The 17668-nt window shown below is 54.9% G+C and carries 15 protein-coding genes and 1 pseudogene; 7 read left to right on the top strand and 9 right to left on the bottom strand.

Going from position 1 to position 17668, the window contains the following annotated elements:
- The first annotated feature begins 19 nt into the window (after positions 1-19).
- From JCM25354_RS01040 to JCM25354_RS15710, 3 genes are all read left to right on the top strand, one after another.
- Positions 20-703, top strand: coding sequence for a Fe2+-dependent dioxygenase (locus JCM25354_RS01040; protein WP_025884633.1), 684 nt, complete (start codon positions 20-22; stop codon positions 701-703).
- A gap of 88 nt (positions 704-791) precedes the next feature.
- Positions 792-1004 carry a hypothetical protein gene (locus tag JCM25354_RS15715; protein WP_051537148.1) on the top strand — a complete coding sequence of 71 codons (213 nt, stop codon included), beginning with the start codon at positions 792-794 and terminating at the stop codon, positions 1002-1004.
- A complete protein-coding gene (locus tag JCM25354_RS15710) occupies positions 1001-2074 on the top strand; it encodes an SLC5/6 family protein (protein ID WP_051537147.1) in 1074 nt (357 codons plus the stop codon). Before JCM25354_RS15715 ends, JCM25354_RS15710 begins: the two co-directional genes overlap by 4 nt.
- A 299-nt stretch (positions 2075-2373) precedes the next feature.
- Here the strand turns inward: JCM25354_RS15710 and JCM25354_RS01025 are convergent, their stop codons facing one another.
- The 6 genes from JCM25354_RS01025 to JCM25354_RS01000 are packed head-to-tail and all read right to left on the bottom strand — an operon-like array spanning position 2374 to position 9215.
- Complete coding sequence (locus JCM25354_RS01025; protein ID WP_025884630.1) at positions 2374-3123, bottom strand: ABC transporter permease; 750 nt, start codon at positions 3121-3123, stop codon at positions 2374-2376.
- Positions 3120-3887, bottom strand: a complete 768-nt coding sequence (locus JCM25354_RS01020) for an ABC transporter ATP-binding protein (RefSeq protein WP_035446543.1) — start codon at positions 3885-3887, stop codon at positions 3120-3122. Before JCM25354_RS01020 ends, JCM25354_RS01025 begins: the two co-directional genes overlap by 4 nt.
- A complete protein-coding gene (locus JCM25354_RS01015; protein ID WP_025884628.1) occupies positions 3884-5197 on the bottom strand; it encodes a glycosyltransferase in 1314 nt (437 codons plus the stop codon). The genes JCM25354_RS01020 and JCM25354_RS01015 overlap by 4 nt, the downstream gene beginning before the upstream one ends.
- Positions 5198-5215: 18 nt before the next feature.
- Positions 5216-6619 (bottom strand): thioesterase domain-containing protein, encoded by a 1404-nt coding sequence (locus JCM25354_RS01010; RefSeq protein ID WP_025884627.1) that lies wholly within the window; start codon positions 6617-6619, stop codon positions 5216-5218.
- Positions 6620-6630: 11 nt separating this feature from the next.
- Positions 6631-8022: an AMP-binding protein gene (locus tag JCM25354_RS01005; protein WP_025884626.1), complete on the bottom strand. Its 1392-nt coding sequence runs from the start codon at positions 8020-8022 to the stop codon at positions 6631-6633.
- A complete protein-coding gene (locus JCM25354_RS01000; RefSeq protein WP_025884625.1) occupies positions 7947-9215 on the bottom strand; it encodes a condensation domain-containing protein in 1269 nt (422 codons plus the stop codon). Before JCM25354_RS01000 ends, JCM25354_RS01005 begins: the two co-directional genes overlap by 76 nt.
- 584 nt (positions 9216-9799) lie before the next feature.
- Here JCM25354_RS01000 and dhaL point away from each other — a divergent pair.
- Positions 9800-11521, top strand: a complete 1722-nt coding sequence (gene dhaL, locus JCM25354_RS15705) for a dihydroxyacetone kinase subunit DhaL (RefSeq protein ID WP_051537146.1) — start codon at positions 9800-9802, stop codon at positions 11519-11521.
- A gap of 29 nt (positions 11522-11550) precedes the next feature.
- On the top strand, positions 11551-12678 hold the full coding sequence (locus JCM25354_RS00990; RefSeq protein ID WP_025884624.1) for an MDR/zinc-dependent alcohol dehydrogenase-like family protein: 1128 nt from the start codon (positions 11551-11553) through the stop codon (positions 12676-12678).
- A 55-nt stretch (positions 12679-12733) separates the two neighbouring features.
- On the opposite strand, the gene JCM25354_RS22870 is transcribed toward JCM25354_RS00990, so the two are convergent.
- From JCM25354_RS22870 to JCM25354_RS23230, 3 genes and pseudogenes are all read right to left on the bottom strand, one after another.
- Entirely contained in the window at positions 12734-13129 is a 396-nt protein-coding gene (locus tag JCM25354_RS22870) for a PhzF family phenazine biosynthesis protein (protein WP_279379522.1), read from the bottom strand.
- 155 nt (positions 13130-13284) lie between these two features.
- Positions 13285-13461, bottom strand: a pseudogene (locus JCM25354_RS23235) (PhzF family phenazine biosynthesis protein); the annotation flags it as partial.
- Positions 13461-13565 carry a PhzF family phenazine biosynthesis protein gene (locus JCM25354_RS23230; protein WP_369345705.1) on the bottom strand — a complete coding sequence of 35 codons (105 nt, stop codon included), beginning with the start codon at positions 13563-13565 and terminating at the stop codon, positions 13461-13463. The gene JCM25354_RS23230 and the pseudogene JCM25354_RS23235, both read right to left, overlap by 1 nt.
- 136 nt (positions 13566-13701) lie before the next feature.
- Between JCM25354_RS23230 and JCM25354_RS00980 the strand changes: the two genes are divergently transcribed.
- Together JCM25354_RS00980 and JCM25354_RS00975 are read left to right on the top strand one after the other, a co-directional pair.
- Positions 13702-15042, top strand: coding sequence for a carbohydrate porin (locus tag JCM25354_RS00980; RefSeq protein ID WP_025884623.1), 1341 nt, complete (start codon positions 13702-13704; stop codon positions 15040-15042).
- Between the two features lie 266 nt (positions 15043-15308).
- Positions 15309-17636, top strand: coding sequence for a TonB-dependent receptor (locus tag JCM25354_RS00975; protein ID WP_025884622.1), 2328 nt, complete (start codon positions 15309-15311; stop codon positions 17634-17636).
- The last annotated feature ends 32 nt before the right edge of the window (positions 17637-17668 follow it).

Here is a 17668-nt window from a genome sequence, read left to right as displayed (position 1 = left end):
TTTCCCAAGGAGCGCGTCGATGCTGGTTCATATTCCCAATGTCCTGACCCCGGAGGAATTGCAGTATTGCAGACAGACGCTCGAGAGGGCGGCCTGGCTGGATGGCAAGGTGACGGCGGGTCAGCAATCGGCCAAGGCAAAGAATAACCTGCAGGTTCCGCAGGATTCGGCAGAATCGCGTGAGCTGGGTGAGATTGTGCTGCGCGCTCTGGGCCGTAATCCCACCTTCAACAGCGCGGCCCTTCCGCTGCGTGTCTTTCCGCCCCTTTTTAACAGATACGATATCGGTATGAAATTCGGGGCACATGTCGATAATGCGATCCGCCCCGTTCCCGAGACCGGTTTCAGGATACGTACTGACGTGTCCTCTACACTCTTCATTACCGGGCCCGACGAATATGATGGTGGGGAGCTTGTCATTCAGGATACCTACGGTGAACAGAGGGTAAAGCTGCCTGCCGGTGACATGGTGGTCTATCCCTCGACCAGTCTGCATAGTGTAAGTGAGGTAACGCGCGGGAGCCGCTGGGCCTCGTTCTTCTGGAGCCAGTCCATGGTGCGTGATGATACCAGACGCGCACTGCTCTATGATTTCGACCGGTCGATCATGGAGACCCGCAAGGCCCTGCCTGATGATCATCCGGGTGTTCTGGGGCTGACCTCCACATATCACAATCTGCTGCGTCAATGGGCCGAGTTGTAAGGCTGATTTCAAATCGGGTGTGGTACTGGCGTGCTGGCGAGAGCCGGTTCTATACCCGGGATCTTTCTTTCCGTGTCCAGAGTACGCCATGACTGTCTTTTTTAGATTTATCCGGTTGTGGCATGGCTTTCTGGCTCTGCCTTTCGTTGCGGTGCTGGCGCCAATACCCTTTCTGTATGGGGTCCCGTTCCATATTCTCGGTTTGCCCGTCCTTTTGCTCTGGCTGTTTTTCTGTCTGCCTCTGACGGCTCTCTGCCTTGCGGTCTCGGCAATGCTTCGTGCACGTGAGACTGAGCAATGAGTCTCGCAGTATTCGTTTTTGTATTGATGACTGCCCTGTGCCTTTCTCTTGTTCCAGCGCGGCGCATTTCGGGCGGAGATCCACGTGCATTTTTTGCCGCACGCGGGCAATTCGGAGCCGTTCTGTTCTTTCTCCTCTCCGTGGGTGAAACCTATTCCATAGGCTCGGTTCTCGGATTTCCAGGGGGCATTGCTGCCAGTGGCTCGGTGGATGTCGCGCTCTGGTTCATAGGTTATATTCTGCTCGCATTTCCCGTCGGGACATTGCTCTATCCTAGGCTCTGGCAAATCGGTCAGCGTTTTGGAGCGATCACGTTGCCCGATCTGCTGGGGGGGTATTTCGAAAGCCGCCTTGTGGCCCGTGTGACGGGGTGTGTACTGGTCATTCTGATGCTGCCGCTCGGAACGATGCAGTTCATCGGATTGGGTACGGTCTTTTCTGCACTGGCGCTCCCTGTTTCTTCACCTCTGCTTTATTCTGTTGCTGCGGTGCTGGCTTTTCTTTTTGTAGCCAGTGCGGGATTGCGTGGTGCGGCACTTGCGGCTGTCCTCAAGGATTTTCTGATCCTGATTGCCATATCCGGTGTTGCGCTGGCCGCTGTGTTTCACTGGTCGGCAGGGGCTGTGCGACCGGTTGAACAGGCGCTTCATGGCGCGGGGCCGCATCCTTTTGCTGCCTGCGTCATGATTGTCAGTACCATCCTCATCCAGTCGGTCGGATTTTGTATAGCGCCACAAGCCATAGCAGCCGTTTTTTCGGCACGTGATCCTGAAACGATACGTCGGGCGCAAATCTGGATGCCCCTTTATATGGTGCTTTTTCCCCTTCTCGTTGTGGTGGCCTCCTACGGCCTGACCCATCCTGCGGTCATGACCCATCCTGATGCCGTCTTTCTTTCGGTTGCCTTTTTTGTGCTGCCTGCTTGGCTGTCTGGTCTTGTGGCCGGTGCCGTCGCGCTCACGGCTCTTGTCTGGCTGGGGGCGGTCTGTCTGAGTCTGGCAGCCATTGTCACCCGTTCGATCCTGCGCGTGTGCCGGTCGATGCGCAAAAGCGTCTGGGTCTTGGAATAATCGCTCTGTATCTGGGCCTGTCAGTCATAACTGCAGCTTTTCAGACGACATTGATCGTCACGCTTAATCGTCTTTTCTATGTCGGGCTTGTGCAGCTTCTGCCTGCGGTGCTGCTTTGCATATCCGGATATCGAGTTTCCCCGTGTCGTCTTCTGATCGGCCTCATGGCAGGGCTGATTACGGGAACAGGGGTATTCATCGCCGGACTGACTCTAGCGGGAATCAGTCCCGCCGTGCCTGGTCTTGCTGTCAATCTTATGGTGCTCTTTCAGGCGGGGCTACGACGATTTGACCCGATCCTAGGGTCTAATGCGGGAAAAAGCGTATTGCGCAATGCAGGCTGTGACCAGGGTCGAGAAGGCAAGGATTATGAAAGATACTGATGGCGCGATGATATAATGACCGCTCAAACCACCTCTCATGCCATCAATGCCATAAGTGAGCGGATTGCAGAAAGCCAGACCCCTGATCAGGGAGGATTGGCCTTCCAGCGGGAAAACTGCACCGGAGAGATAGAAAATCGGGGTTACAGTAAAATTCACGATCTGGGAAAAACTCTGCGCATCGCTCATGACAGATCCCAGAATGGAGCCGAAAAAAGCAAATAGTAAGGCCACCAGCAGAGCAAAGACAAATATTGTCAGGCACTGACCCAAACCCGGCCATGTAGCACTCAGGACAAGGCAGGTCATTCCTACTACCAAGGCCTGAATTAAGGCTACGCTGGCAACGCCAAGAGCTCTGCCCAGCAGGATCCAGTGCCGCGAAACCGGAGAAACGAGCGTTTCCTTGATGAAACCGAATTGCCGGTCCCAGAGCAGATCGGCCCCCGAATAGATGGCGTTGAACAATATACCTGCTCCAATGACTCCCGGAGCCAGAAAGGTGAAATAATCGCCCTCGCCCGCCTTGCGGAAGACAGGAGCAAAGCCCAGACCAAGAGCGACCAGAAAAATGAAGGGCTGGGCAAAAGCAGACACAACCCGACCTCTGGCGCGCAGAAAACCTCTGACCTGTCTGAGCCAAAGGCAGAATAGGACATCGATCATGCTGTCGAACCGTCTTCTGCTGTCAGAGAGAGAAAGCTCTCTTCGAGCGAGTTGTGTCTTGCCTTGTCAATGATCATGCTCACAGCACCTTGTGTCACAATCTGCCCGTTTTTGATGACGGCCACGGTTTGGGCATATCGTTCAACTTCGTCCAGGTAATGGCTTGTCAGGAAAATGGTTGTGCCATGACGTGATTGCAGCTCCTTCAGATGATCCCAGAGAACACGACGGCTCTGAGGATCGAGACCCAGTGTTGGTTCATCCAGAAAAATGAGGGCGGGTCGATGGAGCAGGGCGCGTGCAATTTCGATCCGTCGCTTGAGGCCCCCACTCAATGTGCTGACGAGGCTGTTCCGACGGTCGGTCACGCCGAACAGAGCAAGCACATGATCAATACGCGCAGGCCGTTCCGGACGTGGTATGCGATAGAAAGCACAGTGCATCCAGAGATTTTCCTGAACCGTCATGGCAGGGTCCAGTGTGCAATCCTGGAATACCACGCCAAAATGGCGGCGGGCTTCCATCGGGTTAAGGGCAGAGTCAACGCCATTGATCAGAATGCGTCCCTCATCGGGTGGCAGCAGGGTTGTGAGCATTTTGATTGTAGTTGTCTTCCCTGCGCCGTTAGGGCCGAGGAAGGCAAAAATCTCTCCAGCATTGACCGTAAAAGAGAGCCTGTCCACCACCCGTCTTCCATTATAGGTTTTAACCAGTTGTTCAGCAGCGATAGCAGGGAAAGGTGATGTGGCAGGCTCCTGGCTCATGGATTTGCCTCTTCATCCCGTGGTGTCTCGAGCTTGTTCTGATCGGGTAAAAGTCCCCAGTTTTCGAGAGTTTTCAGGGCACGATCCACGCCATGCTCCTCTTCGACCAAGACGCCAAGTCTGGATGCGGTCTCGACGAACGATCGTGATCCTGCCCGTCCGATGGCCAAGGCGAGCTTTTCGGCAGTGAGCGTCTTGCGTGACAGCAGAACCGGACTTACGCCGATTTCCTGCAGACGCCAGCTCCAGTAGAACTGATCAGCGAGAAACGGGATGACGATCTGGGGAAGGCCGGCGCGAGCCGCAGACGCCACCGTGCCTGCACCACCGTGGTGAACTGCCATGGAGACGCGCGGAAAGAGCCAGTCATGTGGAGCATTGTCGATAAAGAATACGCTCTCTTCCTCCTGATCTGCAGGAATCCTGAGTGCCCCCCAGCCGGTAGCAATGACAGCCCGTCTGCCGGTCAGGCGTACCGCTTTGAGAATTAGATCTGTAAAGGCCTCGGGATTGCCGCACATCATGCTGCCGAAACCGATATAGAGGGGTTTAGGGCCCGAGGTCATAAAGGCTTCCAGCTCCGGAGTGGGACGCCATGTGCTGGTCTGATCGTAAAACCAGCTTCCTGTTACAGCGATCCGCTCTTTTGACCAGTCGGCGGGTTGTGGTTGCAGATGGCGGCTGAAAGCATAAAGCAGATAACGTTTTCTTCCGTTTCCATCCGTTTCCGCCCAGGGGCCCGTCCATCTGATCGGGGGAAGCTCCAGTTCACGCCTCATAAGGGCAACAGGCGAGGAGAGAAATTGCCAGATGAGAAAGCGCGCCGCATGAGTCAGCCCCAGATTGATCAGACCCGGCAGGCGCAGGCCCGGACTGGGCCAGAGTGGTGGCACGGAACGTGACGGGGTCATGGGCATGAATTGCGCCTGAACAAAGGAAATGCCGCGTTTTTCCGCAATCGAGGCGCCAAGAGGCGTACCCGACCCCGAACCAATGATCAGATCTGCGCCCTGACTCGCCTCCATTGCCTGTCTCACCCAGAGAGGCATCCAGTCGCACAGCGCCTTGGCCATCTGCCGACCGACACTCAGCTGGTTTCCCTTGTCCATGGCAGCATGTTCCTGCGCCATGAGATCGGCGAAATCTGACTCAATAGGCGTGAAATCGAGGCCCCCATCAATAATCAGCGCCTTGTGTCGCGTCGAAGTGACAATGCACACTTTGTGGCCGCGTACTTTCAGGCCTCTACCCAGTGCAACGAACGGACGTGCATCGCCCTGTGTGCCGATTGTAAAAATGACGATATTCATGACAGGCTCGACGGGTTTTCAGGCTGCGGACAGGTTGGTCAAGGCATTATGGTCGGGTGGCAGGCTGGCATTGATCAGATGCGCCACTGTCTCGACATGACCCGGCAGCAGCATGTCGCCATGACGACAAGATATATCATGGACGACAAGACGGCCTGATGTGTAGGCGCCCCAGGAAAGGGGATTATCGATGGAGGCCTCGAGCATTTCCATGTTGCCTTTGAGAGCGGCACGCAGAAAGAGGATATCGACATCGTTTCGTGTCGGGCGATGGGTCAGCAGGATTTCGATATTACGTCGTGTGACAAGGCGGAGTTTTTCGGCGAGGCCGGTCAGTCCTGTAAGATCCTGTGTCGGCAGATCCGGTAACAGGGTGGTATCGAGTGTGTGAAGAAAAAGATCGGCCAGACCATCCAGCGTTTCCGGTATTGGAGTGGTCTGAGCCGGTTCGAGATGGAGAAACCCGAGAGCGGCACGTACGGTCTGTTCGCTGTCCAACTCCTTGCCGGTACCGTCTGTCAAACTTGGATAGGAATCAAGCATGGCCAGAAGGGCAATCTCTTCCCCTTCTTTTCGGAGTATCGTTGCGATTTCATGCGCGATGACACCTCCCATTGACCATCCGATCAGATGATATGGCCCTTGCGGTTGAAGCTTTCGCAGATCATTCACATAGTGCAGCGCGAGCGTATGCAATGTTTCGGGAGTATTTTCTGCCAGCAGGAGGCCCGCATTCTGCAACCCGTAAACAGGATGCGATGGTGGCAGGAGCGGTGCGAGTGTATTGAAGCTCCAGCTCATGCCAATGACAGGATGAAAACAGAAAATGGGAGCGCCACGGCCTTGTGTACTGATCGGCAGACATGAGGCCAACGGATCGCAGGTAATGGCTCCCCCCTCGAAAAGAGGGGCGAGCATAGCGATTGTCGGTGAAGCAAAAATCTGCCCTACGGGCAGCACATACCCTCGCTCCGACAGGACAGAAATCATTTGTACCACCATGATGCTGTCTCCCCCCATATCGAAAAAACTTGTGTGGATGTCGATCTGGTCGAGCCCGAGCAATTCGCTCCATAATTGCGCAAGCATGTGTTCTGCAGGTGTGCTCGCGTAGACTACCTTGCAGGGCAGGGTCTCTTCTTTCAATGCGCGTAATGCCGCACGATCAAGTTTGCCGCTTGTCATGCGGGGAAGCGCATCAACACTGACAATACGTACAGGAATCATTTGTGGCGGCAAAAGGCCAAGCAGTGCTCGCCTGATCTGTGCAGGATCAAGTCTGGCGCCTTGTATGGCGGGCACAAGATAAGCTGCGAGCAGAGGCTGATCGCGCTTGGGGCTTTCTTCAATCATTACCGCGGCCTGGAGAATTTCAGGCAGACTGAGCAATGTACTTTCGATTTCATTCGGTTCGATACGCATTCCCCGTATCTTTATCTGCTGATCAGCCGGCCGAGAATGCTGAGCAGCCCCCGGGAATCCAGTGCGGCACGGTCTCCCGTGCGGTAGGCCAAGGCACCCGTACTGCTCTCGGGATCTGGTACGAAACGACTTGCAGTAAGAGCAGGACGATTGAGATAGCCGGTGGCGACACCATCGCCTGCAATCATCAATTCACCTACTACTCCGTCAGGAAGAAGGCCACCTGACCGGTCAGTTATATAAAGCCTTGTATTGGCCAGAGGTCGACCTGCAGGTGGTGTATCCGGCTCGTCAGGAGCCAGGCGATGGGCGGTTGACCAGATCGTGGTTTCTGTCGGTCCATAAAGATTGTAGACGGCCCTGCCAACGCTGCTCATCTGTCGTGCCAGATGGGCAGGCATGGATTCCCCGCCACTCAGAAGAAGCAGGCCCTGCAATGCTTCGCTTGCCGCTGTGCCGAACAGGGTCTGCCATAAAGTAGGAGTGGCCTGCATCGCCGTTACCCGGTGAGTACGGATCAGGGCTGTCAGGCGGCCGGGGTCACGTACATCTGCAGAGGAGGCGATGACACAGCGACTACCGCTTGCAAGAGGGAGAAGTATCTCCAGCACGGCAATATCAAAAGTCCAGGTGGTCACGGCGAGAAGAGTCTCGTCAGAGCCGAAATCCAGTGTCTCGCGGATGCTGTGCAGAAAGTTGAGAAGCGCTTTTCTGGGGATAATCACTCCTTTGGGGCGCCCGGTCGTGCCAGAGGTATAGGTGACATATGCCGTATCAGGCGGCACAGTACCGATCTTTCCAAGTGGTTTCGTATTTGCAGCTATCCGACAGGGCGTGAGCTCAAAGGCATCAAGACACCAGGCTTCATATCCGCAGGCCCATCCGAGATGGTCGGTGTCAGGCAGAAGCACAAGAGCAGGGCGGGCATCCTCGAGAATGAGTCGAGCACGGTTCTGGGGAGCTTCAATATCGATAGGTAACCAAGCCGCTCCTGTTGCAGCGATGGTCGCGACACAAAGCATCATGCGTCTGTCACGAGGCAAGGCAAGAGCAACGAGCTTGCCTGGTCCGATTCCTGAATTATTCAGAAACGTCATGATCACTTGCTGATGGCGATGAAAGGCGTCCCTCGTCAGGCCGCCCAGTCCGTCACAAACGACCATGCCCTTGCCTGTCTCCAAACCTGATGCGAGTAGCGCGCCCAGGCTCATTTCCGGCCAGTGACGCCGTGTTGCGGTCTGGCGTTCTGCCTGAACAGTAAGTGCCTGTGCGGTCAGAAGAGAAATCTGGAGCAGTTTCCGGTCTGGAGCGGCAAGAAGCTGTTCTGTCAGGTGAAGAATACGAGCAAGATGAGCATCAAGTTCATCTGCTGTGTAAAGGGCGGGATTGGCGTCACATTGCATGCAGAGCCTGTGCCGTCACGACGGTCGAAAACGAAGAAGGTAAGATCTTCCATTGCGCCGTTGCTGAGGTTTTCGTTACGGGATGTCACGTTGCCAAAGCATAGATCGTAATCGAATGGTTCAATATTTATGCCGATACGACTGAGTTGTGTGGTATTGCTGAACATGCCCAGATCACGGCGCATATCCTCATAACGATATTGCTGATGACGCAGTGCGTGACGCATGGCCCGTCTGGCCATGACGATCAGCTCGGCGAAACTGGTTGCATCGGTCAACCTGAAACGCAAGGCAACGGCATTGGCCACCATGCCGGGAGTTTGTCGCAAGCTGCGATTGGCGCGGGCGCTGACAGGCATACCGACCACCAGATCGTCTTCTCCGGTCAGGCGATACAGATAGCTGATGATGAGGGCCGTCAGGGTTTGCGGCAGAGTCGAATCATGCGTTTTGCCAAGAGCTCCAAGTGCGTTTGCAAGGGATTCAGGTAAATGGATAGCCCGTGTGATTGCGCCGCCCAGTTCTCCACTCGTGGCACGATGGGGGCGCAGTGAAAGGGACACAGGTTCGGGAGTGTCTCTGAGAGTCTCACGCCAATACTGTCTGTCGGTCGCGAAACGCGATGAGTGACGATAAGCCATCTCCTGCTCCTGTAAGGTGGCAAGAGGAAGAAAATGTGGCTCCGGTATTTCTGATCCTGTGGCAAGAGCACTGTAGATGGCGGCAACACGTGTCACGACCATGCCCCCCGCATAGCCATCCAGAACAGCGTGGTGGCAGCAGTGAAACCAGATTCGATGGGCAGGGCCTATGCGGAGCAAGGCATTCTGCCACAGAGGATCCTGCTCCAGATCGATCGGGGCTCGAATTCGTGCCTGCATCCAGTCCCGCGCATAGAGTAGGGGATCGCGCTCAAGGCGACAATCTACTGTCGGACAGACAAGTGTACCTCGGGGATGAAGCACATAGACCGGACCGGAGGTCGTTTTCATGATGGAGGTACGCAGGGTCTCGATCTCGGCTTGCACGCGGGACAAGGTTTCCACGAAAAGTGTTTCGTCCAGATCGCCATCTAGGTGAATTGCCTCGGCGATATTGAGACTGGACCCTTTCGGGGCGAGAAACTGTGTCATCCAGAGTCCCCGCTGAGCGGTGGTCAAGGGCAGTATTACGGCACGGTGTTCCTGCGACATGGATTCCCTTGAGAGCCTTTTTCTGGTTTTTAATAATTATTACTTATTCACAAACTCAAAAAACAATACGTATTCAAATTCTTATTTAGTCAATACGATTTGTATGAAATCTATATTCAATACCTCAAATCACTCATGTGTGGCCTTCCGGATCCAGAGGGTGACAATCTGTTTTGCTTAAGCTGTTGTATCAGCGCAAACATAACATCTGTTCTGTTTGGGACTGATCCGTCTCCGGATGGTTTGGCCGTGTCCGGCTTGGGATTCTGGTGAAAACCTATTGATCATTATGGTCTTTCTGGGTGCAAAACCTATCACTGAGCTCGTCAGCGGGACGGAGAGGGAGACATATAAATTCAACAAACTATATCACGAATATCACTCTCATTAGTGTGATTTTACGCATGTTGCGTGTTATGGTTAAGACGATTGGACGCACAGAGTGTTTTGTTGGCACTGAGTATGGGGCCCATGATGGATCAGTCTTTCGTTCACGCAGCACATGCCGGACATGGGGGTGCGGCTACATCGCCGTCCCATGCTGGACGGCCAAAACTGGATCGCATCTTCAACGACCCCGATGGGTGGTAGAAGATGGTGTACGGGGAGCGCTTCTCGCTCATCCTGACATTATTGCCGAGACAGCCAATCCGCGTGTCATCAAGCGCGCCAGAGATACAGGGCGTCGCAAGGTTGGTGTGATCACAGGGGGTGGTTCGGGCCATGAACCTGCCTTCCTGGGCTATGTTGGTACGGGTCTGCTTGACTCCGTGGCGATTGGTGAGATTTTTTCATCACCAACGGCGGTCAGTTTTCTTGACGCCATGAAAGAGGCTGACAAGGGTGCAGGCGTAGCCTGTCTTTTTGGCAATTATGCCGGCGATACCATGAATGTGCGCATGGCCGCGCGTGATGCGCAGCAGGCAGGAATCAGGGTCGAGACGGTTGTCGCTACTGATGATGTGGCCTCGGCTCCTTCCGGCGAAGCCGAGCGTCGTCGTGGCGTCGCCGGTGAAATCCTCATGTGGAAGGCCGCTGGTGCCCGTGCCGAAGAGGGCGCCTCGCTGGATGAAGTGATTGCCGTGGCCCGCAAGGCCATTGCCAATACCCGATCGATTGGTGTGGGCCTCACGCCCTGCACCATTGTCGCCAACGGCCACCCGAATTTCGCTATCGAACTCGGCACGATGGAAGTCGGTATCGGCCATCATGGCGAACCTGGCGTATCGGTTCAGGAACTGGGTCGCTCGCGCGACATCGCCAAACTGATGCTTGAGCACATCCTGCCTGATCTGCCTTTTGGCAGGGGCGATCGCGTGACAGTGCTGCTCTCGGGGCTCGGCGCCACGCCTGTCATTGAACTCTATGTGCTTTATGCCGATGTGGCCGATCTCCTGAAGGAGAAGGGTATTGAGGTAGCGCATCGCTTCGTGGGCAATCTCTTCACCTCGCTCGAGATGAAGGGCGCTACGCTGACGGTCATGAAGACCGATGAAGAGCTGGACCGCCTAATGGCCGCTCCGGCTGAATCCATTGGCCTTGTGCGTGTCGGTGCCGGTGCCGCCGCTGCTCCTGCCGCCGAAGCACCAGCCGCAAAGGCCGATCCGGTCGAGGCTCTGGTCAAGGCGCCGACGGGTGAGAAATACGTGCCCAGGAGCGGTGTGCCTGTTGGTGAAACCACACAGGTGATCCCGGCTCTGGTCGATGCGATCGTCAAGGCGCGTGACTGGCTGAGCGAGATCGACGGCAAGATCGGCGATGGCGATCATGGTATCAACATGGCCAAGGGCTTTGCCCGCTGCGGTGAGGCTCTGGGCGCCAACCCGCCGGTCATGGAGAAAGGCCTTGATGCGCTGTCAGACTCCCTGATGGCCGGTATTGGCGGCTCTATGGGCCCGCTTTATGGACGCTTCTTCGAGGGCATGGCGATCCCTCTGCGCAATGTCGAGTTTCTCGACGGCAAGCTGTTCGCCCAGATGCTCGATGGCGCGCTCGCCGGCATCAACAGTCTCGGGAATGCCCGGGTGGGTGACAAGACGCTTGTCGATACGCTGCAGCCGTCTGTGGAAGCGTTTCACAAGGCTCTGGATGATGGAAAGTCATTCGAGCATGCCTTGATTGCGCTGTCGGAAGCGGCAGAGCGCGGTCGAGATTCCACGATCGATCTGGTGGCCCGTATCGGTCGTGCCAGCCGACTGGGTGAGCGTTCACGCGGTGTCCTCGATGCCGGCGCGACCTCCTGCTGCCTGATCCTTCAGACCATTGCCAAAGAACTTGAGGCTCCGGCGCGCAAGCACAACGCCTGATCAGCCTTATTTCTGAAAGACCGAAGATCATGAACAAAGTCCTCACACCCGATATGGCCGCCCTGCAGAAAGAAGCAGGCAGCGTCACCCTGCCGAACAGGATGAAGGCCGTCGTCGCCTACGAACCCGGCGATTATCGCTGGGAAGAGGTGGATGTTCCCCGCGCTGGTCCCGATGACATCATCGTCGAAGTCGAGGCTGTCGGCATCTGCGCCGGTGACATCAAATGCTTCCTCGGCGCACCGTCCTTCTGGGGCGACAAGGAGCAGCCGCGCTACGTCAAGCCGCCGATGATTCCGGGCCATGAATTCGTCGGTCGCGCCGTCGAAATCGGTGAGAACCTTCGTAGCCAGTACAAGATCGGCGATCGCCTGATCAGCGAGCAGATCGTTCCCTGCGATGATTGCCGCTACTGCAAGGGCGGTCAGTACTGGATGTGCGAACGACATGATCTGTACGGCTTCCAGAACAACACCAATGGCGCGATGGCGAAGTACATGCGCTTCCCCAAGACATCGCGCACCCATCGTGTTCCCGAGAACATGCCGCTTGATGCGGCAGCCCTGATCGAGCCCTATGCCTGCTCTGTTCACGCCGTGAACCGCGCCAATATCCAGCTCGACGATGTGGTGGTTCTGGCTGGTGCCGGTACGCTGGGTCTGGGTATGGTGGGTGCAGCGCGTCTGAAGAATCCAAGCAAGCTGATCGTGCTCGACACCAAGCAGGACCGCCTGGATCTTGCCAGGAAATTCGGCGCGGATATCGTGATGAATCCGCTTGAAGAAGATGTGGTCGCCAGGATCAAGGAAATGACGGACGGCTATGGCTGCGATGTCTATATCGAGGCAACGGGTCATCCCTCCAGTGTTCGTCAGGGCCTGCACATGATCCGCAAGCTCGGCCGCTTCGTGGAATTCAGTGTGTTCGGTGACGAAGTGACCTGTGACTGGTCGATCATTTCAGATCGCAAGGAGCTGGATGTTCTGGGTTCGCATCTTGGCCCGTATTGCTATCCCTTCACGATTGCTGCCATTGCCGATGGTCGTTTGCCGGTCGAGGGCGTGGTGACCCACACCCTGCCGCTGGACCAGTGGAAGGAAGGCTTCGACCTGATGAAAAAGGGCGACAAATCCATCAAGACGGTTCTGATCCCGTAAGATCTGTTCGCCTGCAGATCAGGAAAGCGGCTCCGGAAGGGGCCGCTTTTTCTGTTCAGATCGAGATTGTGCCGGTGATGCGAGGTGTCACCGAACCGCCGATCCAGATTGTGTTGCCTTCGCTCTCCACGACAATTCGTCCATCACGACCCAGCGCTGCGCCCTGGGAAGCGAGATAGCGGGAAGGGGCAATTCCTCTTTCGATCAGCCACTGCGCGATGGAAGCGTTGAGACTGCCTGTCACCGGATCTTCATAGCCTTGGCCGCCACCTGCAAAGGCGCGCAATTCGAACTGCGTCTCGTTGCCTTCGGCACAGGCGGCCACAACGCCGTATTTTGCTTCACCGATCGCCTGCCAGTCAGGTTTGATGCCACGGAGAACAGTTTGGTCACGTAAATGCAGAACCTGCCAGCCGGGGCCATTATCTCCCCAGGCTGCATCAAGCACCATTTCGGATGTGAGATTGAGCGCGGCGAGAGCTGGGCATATTCAGCATCGTTCAACCTGCCGCTTTTCTTTCTGGGTGGTGCAGCGAATGAGAAGAGTTCCTCCTCTACTTTTACGCGTACAAGACCGACACCGCATTCCTGAATGATCGTTCCATTATGGCTATTGCCGGGGAGCGAGGCCCAGACCGAGGCTGTACCGAGTGTCGGGTGTCCGGCAAAAGGAAGTTCATGAGCCGGGGTAAAAATACGGACGCGATATGAAGCCTCGGGTGTTGTCGGGCGTAGCAGGAAGGTCGTTTCGCTCAGATTTGTCCAGTTTGCGATCTGCGCCATCATGCGTCGCTCAGATGGTCAGCATCGGCGATGACCGCCAGGGGATTTCCTTTGAAAGCCTGCTTGGCAAAAACGTCGACCTGCCAGTATGCGTGGTCGCTCATCCTGATTCTCCCGTGTTAAATGCAAAGATTTGGCAAGCGTAACAGACAAATCGTTGCAGTGGGATCGATTACTGGAAAATGCCATAAACCGATGTCATAGCCCGGACACGTCAAGCACGGAAAAGGAACCAACCTGATGACATGCCGTGTCCGTGGTATATCCCTAACGGCCCCTCTGTTTCTGCTTGTGGCTATTGTCATTCTGCAGCGTCCGGCCCTTGCCGGTGCAGACAGGCTTCAGGCTGGCCTCGCGGCTTTGAGCGAGAGAGGTATCGTCCTGCATATCCAGAATACAAACGAAATGCAGGGCATGCTGAGCGACCCGGACCCGTCTTTGAAGAAGGGCGTTGGGAATGTTGGTATCGTCACCTATGGCAATGATATCGATTGGGAACGTCTGGCGGGATTTTCCGGTGTGTCGACTCATATCATACTTGCCAGCGGTTATGGGGCACCGACGAGCCGGAAATTCGGTGATCATCTGACCCCAAGCCAGGCTACCTACGGAGGGGTCGGCAACGTCGTTATTCATCTGGTTTCTGCATATATTGAACGATCCATGTTCTATGACCGTGTCAATGCAGCGGTAGGACGTATGACGTTTCTGTCTGATTTCTCGGCTAACCCGCTTTATTGCAATTTCATGAATGCTGCGTTTTGCGGCAATCCGAGGGCGGCAAGCGATAATACAGCCCACGCAGCTTTTCCGACAGCGACCTGGGGCGCCCGTTTTCGGGTGCAGATTTCGCAGGCTCTCCAGCTTCAGTCAGGTGTCTATCTGACACAGGCAGGATCCCAATATGCGCTTTCACAGATGCGGAGCGGCTTCAAATTCAACGGGGCGACTATTGACGGTCAGGCAATTCCTCTGGAACTCGCATGGGAGCCTCATGCGGGAAGAGGGGGCGTGTTGCCGGGCCATTACAAAGTCGGTTTCGTTTATGATACCGCACCCCATACCAGTCTTTTCGAAGATCATGATGGTGAAGTGCTTGGCCTGACCGGTGCGCCAGCGCGCGTTGTCAATGGTTCCTGGTCAACCTGGGTGATGGCCGATCAGCAGCTGATCCGTTTTGCAGGACGGGGTCCTGATGCCGGTCTCACAATTCTTGCCAGCGCTTATTGGAATAACCCGCGTACAGCACTTCGTGCAGCGCAATATTCATTCGGCGTCATGGTGCGGGGCCTTATGAAGCAACGTCCCAATGACATGTTTGCGTTCAATCTGGCCTATACCCGTATTGCACATCACATCACGCGCGCGCAAAAGCATCCCTTGATACAGCAAAAACCCGGAACAGGCTCAATGCCGATTGTTCAGGAGGACGCGTTTATTCTCGAAGCCTTGTATCAGATTCGTCTATTGCAGAACATTACGATTGCGCCGGATCTTCAGTATTACATCCACCCGAACGCACAGCGGAATTTGCGTAATCAGTGGATGCTTGGTGTCAAGACGCAGATCAAGTTCATCTGATCCTGAATGTCGGCGCAAGCATAAGGGGTCACGTTGTGTGCGTGACCGAAAAGGCACAACATTGGAAGAGTTAAGAAAGATCTTAAGAATCATTTGCATCTTCTCGTAACATGGCGGTAACACCGCCGGCGAAGACAGGACAGCGGATTTGCATGTAATAGTTTGTCTTCTTGTCCTTACTGAGGTCGGAAGAGAAATAATTACAAAATATGTCAAAGTCTCTGTTTGGTGTTATCTGATTCGAAACCGGTTAAGTGGTGAAATCTATGCCAGAAGATTGCGGATTCCGTTTTGCTGATCGATCATCTTATGGTGATTTATTATCCTCACCTCGTGAGGCACTGAGGAAACAGAAACGTCTTCTTCTTCTGGCATTGACTGCCGGAGTTGGTTTTGGTGGCGTTGAAGAAGCCGAAGCGCAGAATAATGCCTCAAGCGAGGCAAAATCGACCGAAAATACCGCCATGCAGCTTCCAGCTGTAAAAGTGCGCGGTGCCACTCCGATCAACACGATGAACACCAACACGACGTCGCTTGATATTGGCCGCATGCCAGCCACAGTGCGTGAAACTCCCCAGACGATCAGTGTTGTTCCAAAGCAGCTTATTGAAGAGCAGCGTATTTTCACTCTCGATCAGGCTTTGTCGAACGTTCCGGGCATCACCATGTCTGCCGGTGAGGGAAATGGTGGCATGAATGGCGACCAGTTCCGTATCCGTGGTCAGCAGGCTCGTGGCGATATCTACGAAGATGGACTGCGTGATTTCGGCAATTACGTGCGTGACGTTTATAACACGGAAAGCGTCGAAGTCGTCAAAGGTCCATCTGGCCAGTATTTTGGTGCAGGCAATGTGGGTGGTGTGATCAACCAGACACTCAAGAAAGCCCATCTGGGAAAATCATTCGGGGCTGACCAGTCTTTCGGCAGCGGGATGCTTTATCGCGGCTCGGCTGATGCCAATTATGAGATCAATTCCCATACGGCGCTGCGTGTGAACGGGATGTACAACAAGCAGATGATGGCGGATCGCAATAATGTGCGTACCGACCGTTACGGTGCTGCAGCAGACCTCGGGGTGGGTCTGGGTACAAAAAACACCTGGCATCTGAATTACCAGTGGCTCGGTAGCCGTGGTCGCCCGGATTATGGCGTATCGATGATCCAGACCGGCACGACTTTCCGGCCGATTACCGAACGTGGCCTCGCTCGTGATACAAATTACTCACGTAATTTCGATCGTGACAGTGGCAACGTTCATATGGTCACTTCAAAATTCTCATCACAGATAGCAAAGTGGCTCACGCTCTCCAACGATACGCGTTACTCGCATTATACGCGTGATTTTGCTGCCACGACGCCAGCTGCCTGTTCAGGAGCATGTGCAACAGCATTTCTCGCCGGCCGCAATCCTGCTCTGGCTTACGGTGCTGGCGGCGGTATGGCCTATGATCAGGCTGGCTGGGGTGTTCAGAACGTTACTATGGGACATTCGAAATTCAAGACAGGGTTCTTGCGTCACGATTTGCGGGCTGGTGTCGATATCAACTATACCAAGGACAATCGTGTTTACGGCACATATATCAATCGTTCGAACACTCAGCTCATACGTACGCCACAATTTGAATATCCCGGTACGCAGATTACCTATCCGTCAACAGGCGGCCGCACGTCCGATTTCCGGGATCTGGGTCTTTTCCTCGCTGACAAGATCAATCTGACCAAGCAGCTTTCGGTTTATGGTACAGTGCGTTGGGACAGCTACCGTTCGACCTACTGGAGTGCCGCAGCTGCGACTCAGGGCGTGCAGAAGCAGAATACGAACAAGTTCAGCCCGTCTGCCAGTCTCATGTACGAGCCGTTCGAGAACGCGACTTTCTACTTTACCTTTGCCCAGTCCTACAAGCCGGTCGGCACCGATGTTTCTTCCCAGACAGCAACATCCATCAATATCGGAGATGTGGCTATAAATGGTCGCGACATGAAACCTCAGCGCAGCGATCTCTATGAACTCGGCGGCAAGGCCGATTTCCTGAACAAGAAGCTGGGTGTCACGGCTGCGATCTTCCAGATCGAACAGAACAATTCGTTCACCTATGACGATTTTGGCCAGATTATTACAGGGTTCCAGGATGCAGGTTCAGGCAGGCGTATCCGTGGCCTTGAAGTAAGCGCAACGGGCAAGATCACCAACGACTGGGAGATTTATGCTTCCTATTCCTATATGGGCGGCAAGGTGACGCATAGCACCAATTACAGGAACAACAAGGCGCCGCAGCTGCCCAATAACAGTTTGTCGGTGTGGAGCACTTATAATGTGTCAAGCCTCGTTCTGAAGCCCAATCAGGGCAAGCTACAGGCGGGCGGTGGCGTACAGTATTCTTCGGGCTACTGGTCCAATGAAGCCAATACGGGGCGCATGCCTGACAACGTTTCGCTCAATGCCATGCTCTCCTATGATTATGAGCGCTATCATGTTCAGTTCAATGCGAATAACCTGACCAATCATCTCAACTATGCTTCCGCTTTTTCTGCATCCCGTGCCGTTCCTCTCTCAGGTCGTACGTTCCTAGGGTCTGTAGGATTACGTTTCTGAGGCACGAGGCTCGATTTTCTTGACGAGCCTCT

Origin of the sequence: Asaia prunellae JCM 25354 (genome assembly GCF_000613885.1) — a bacterium.
GTDB classification, from domain to species: Bacteria; Pseudomonadota; Alphaproteobacteria; order Acetobacterales; family Acetobacteraceae; genus Asaia; species Asaia prunellae.
Note: the sequence above shows the minus strand (reverse complement) of the source record. Positions and strands in the feature narration are given on the sequence as shown.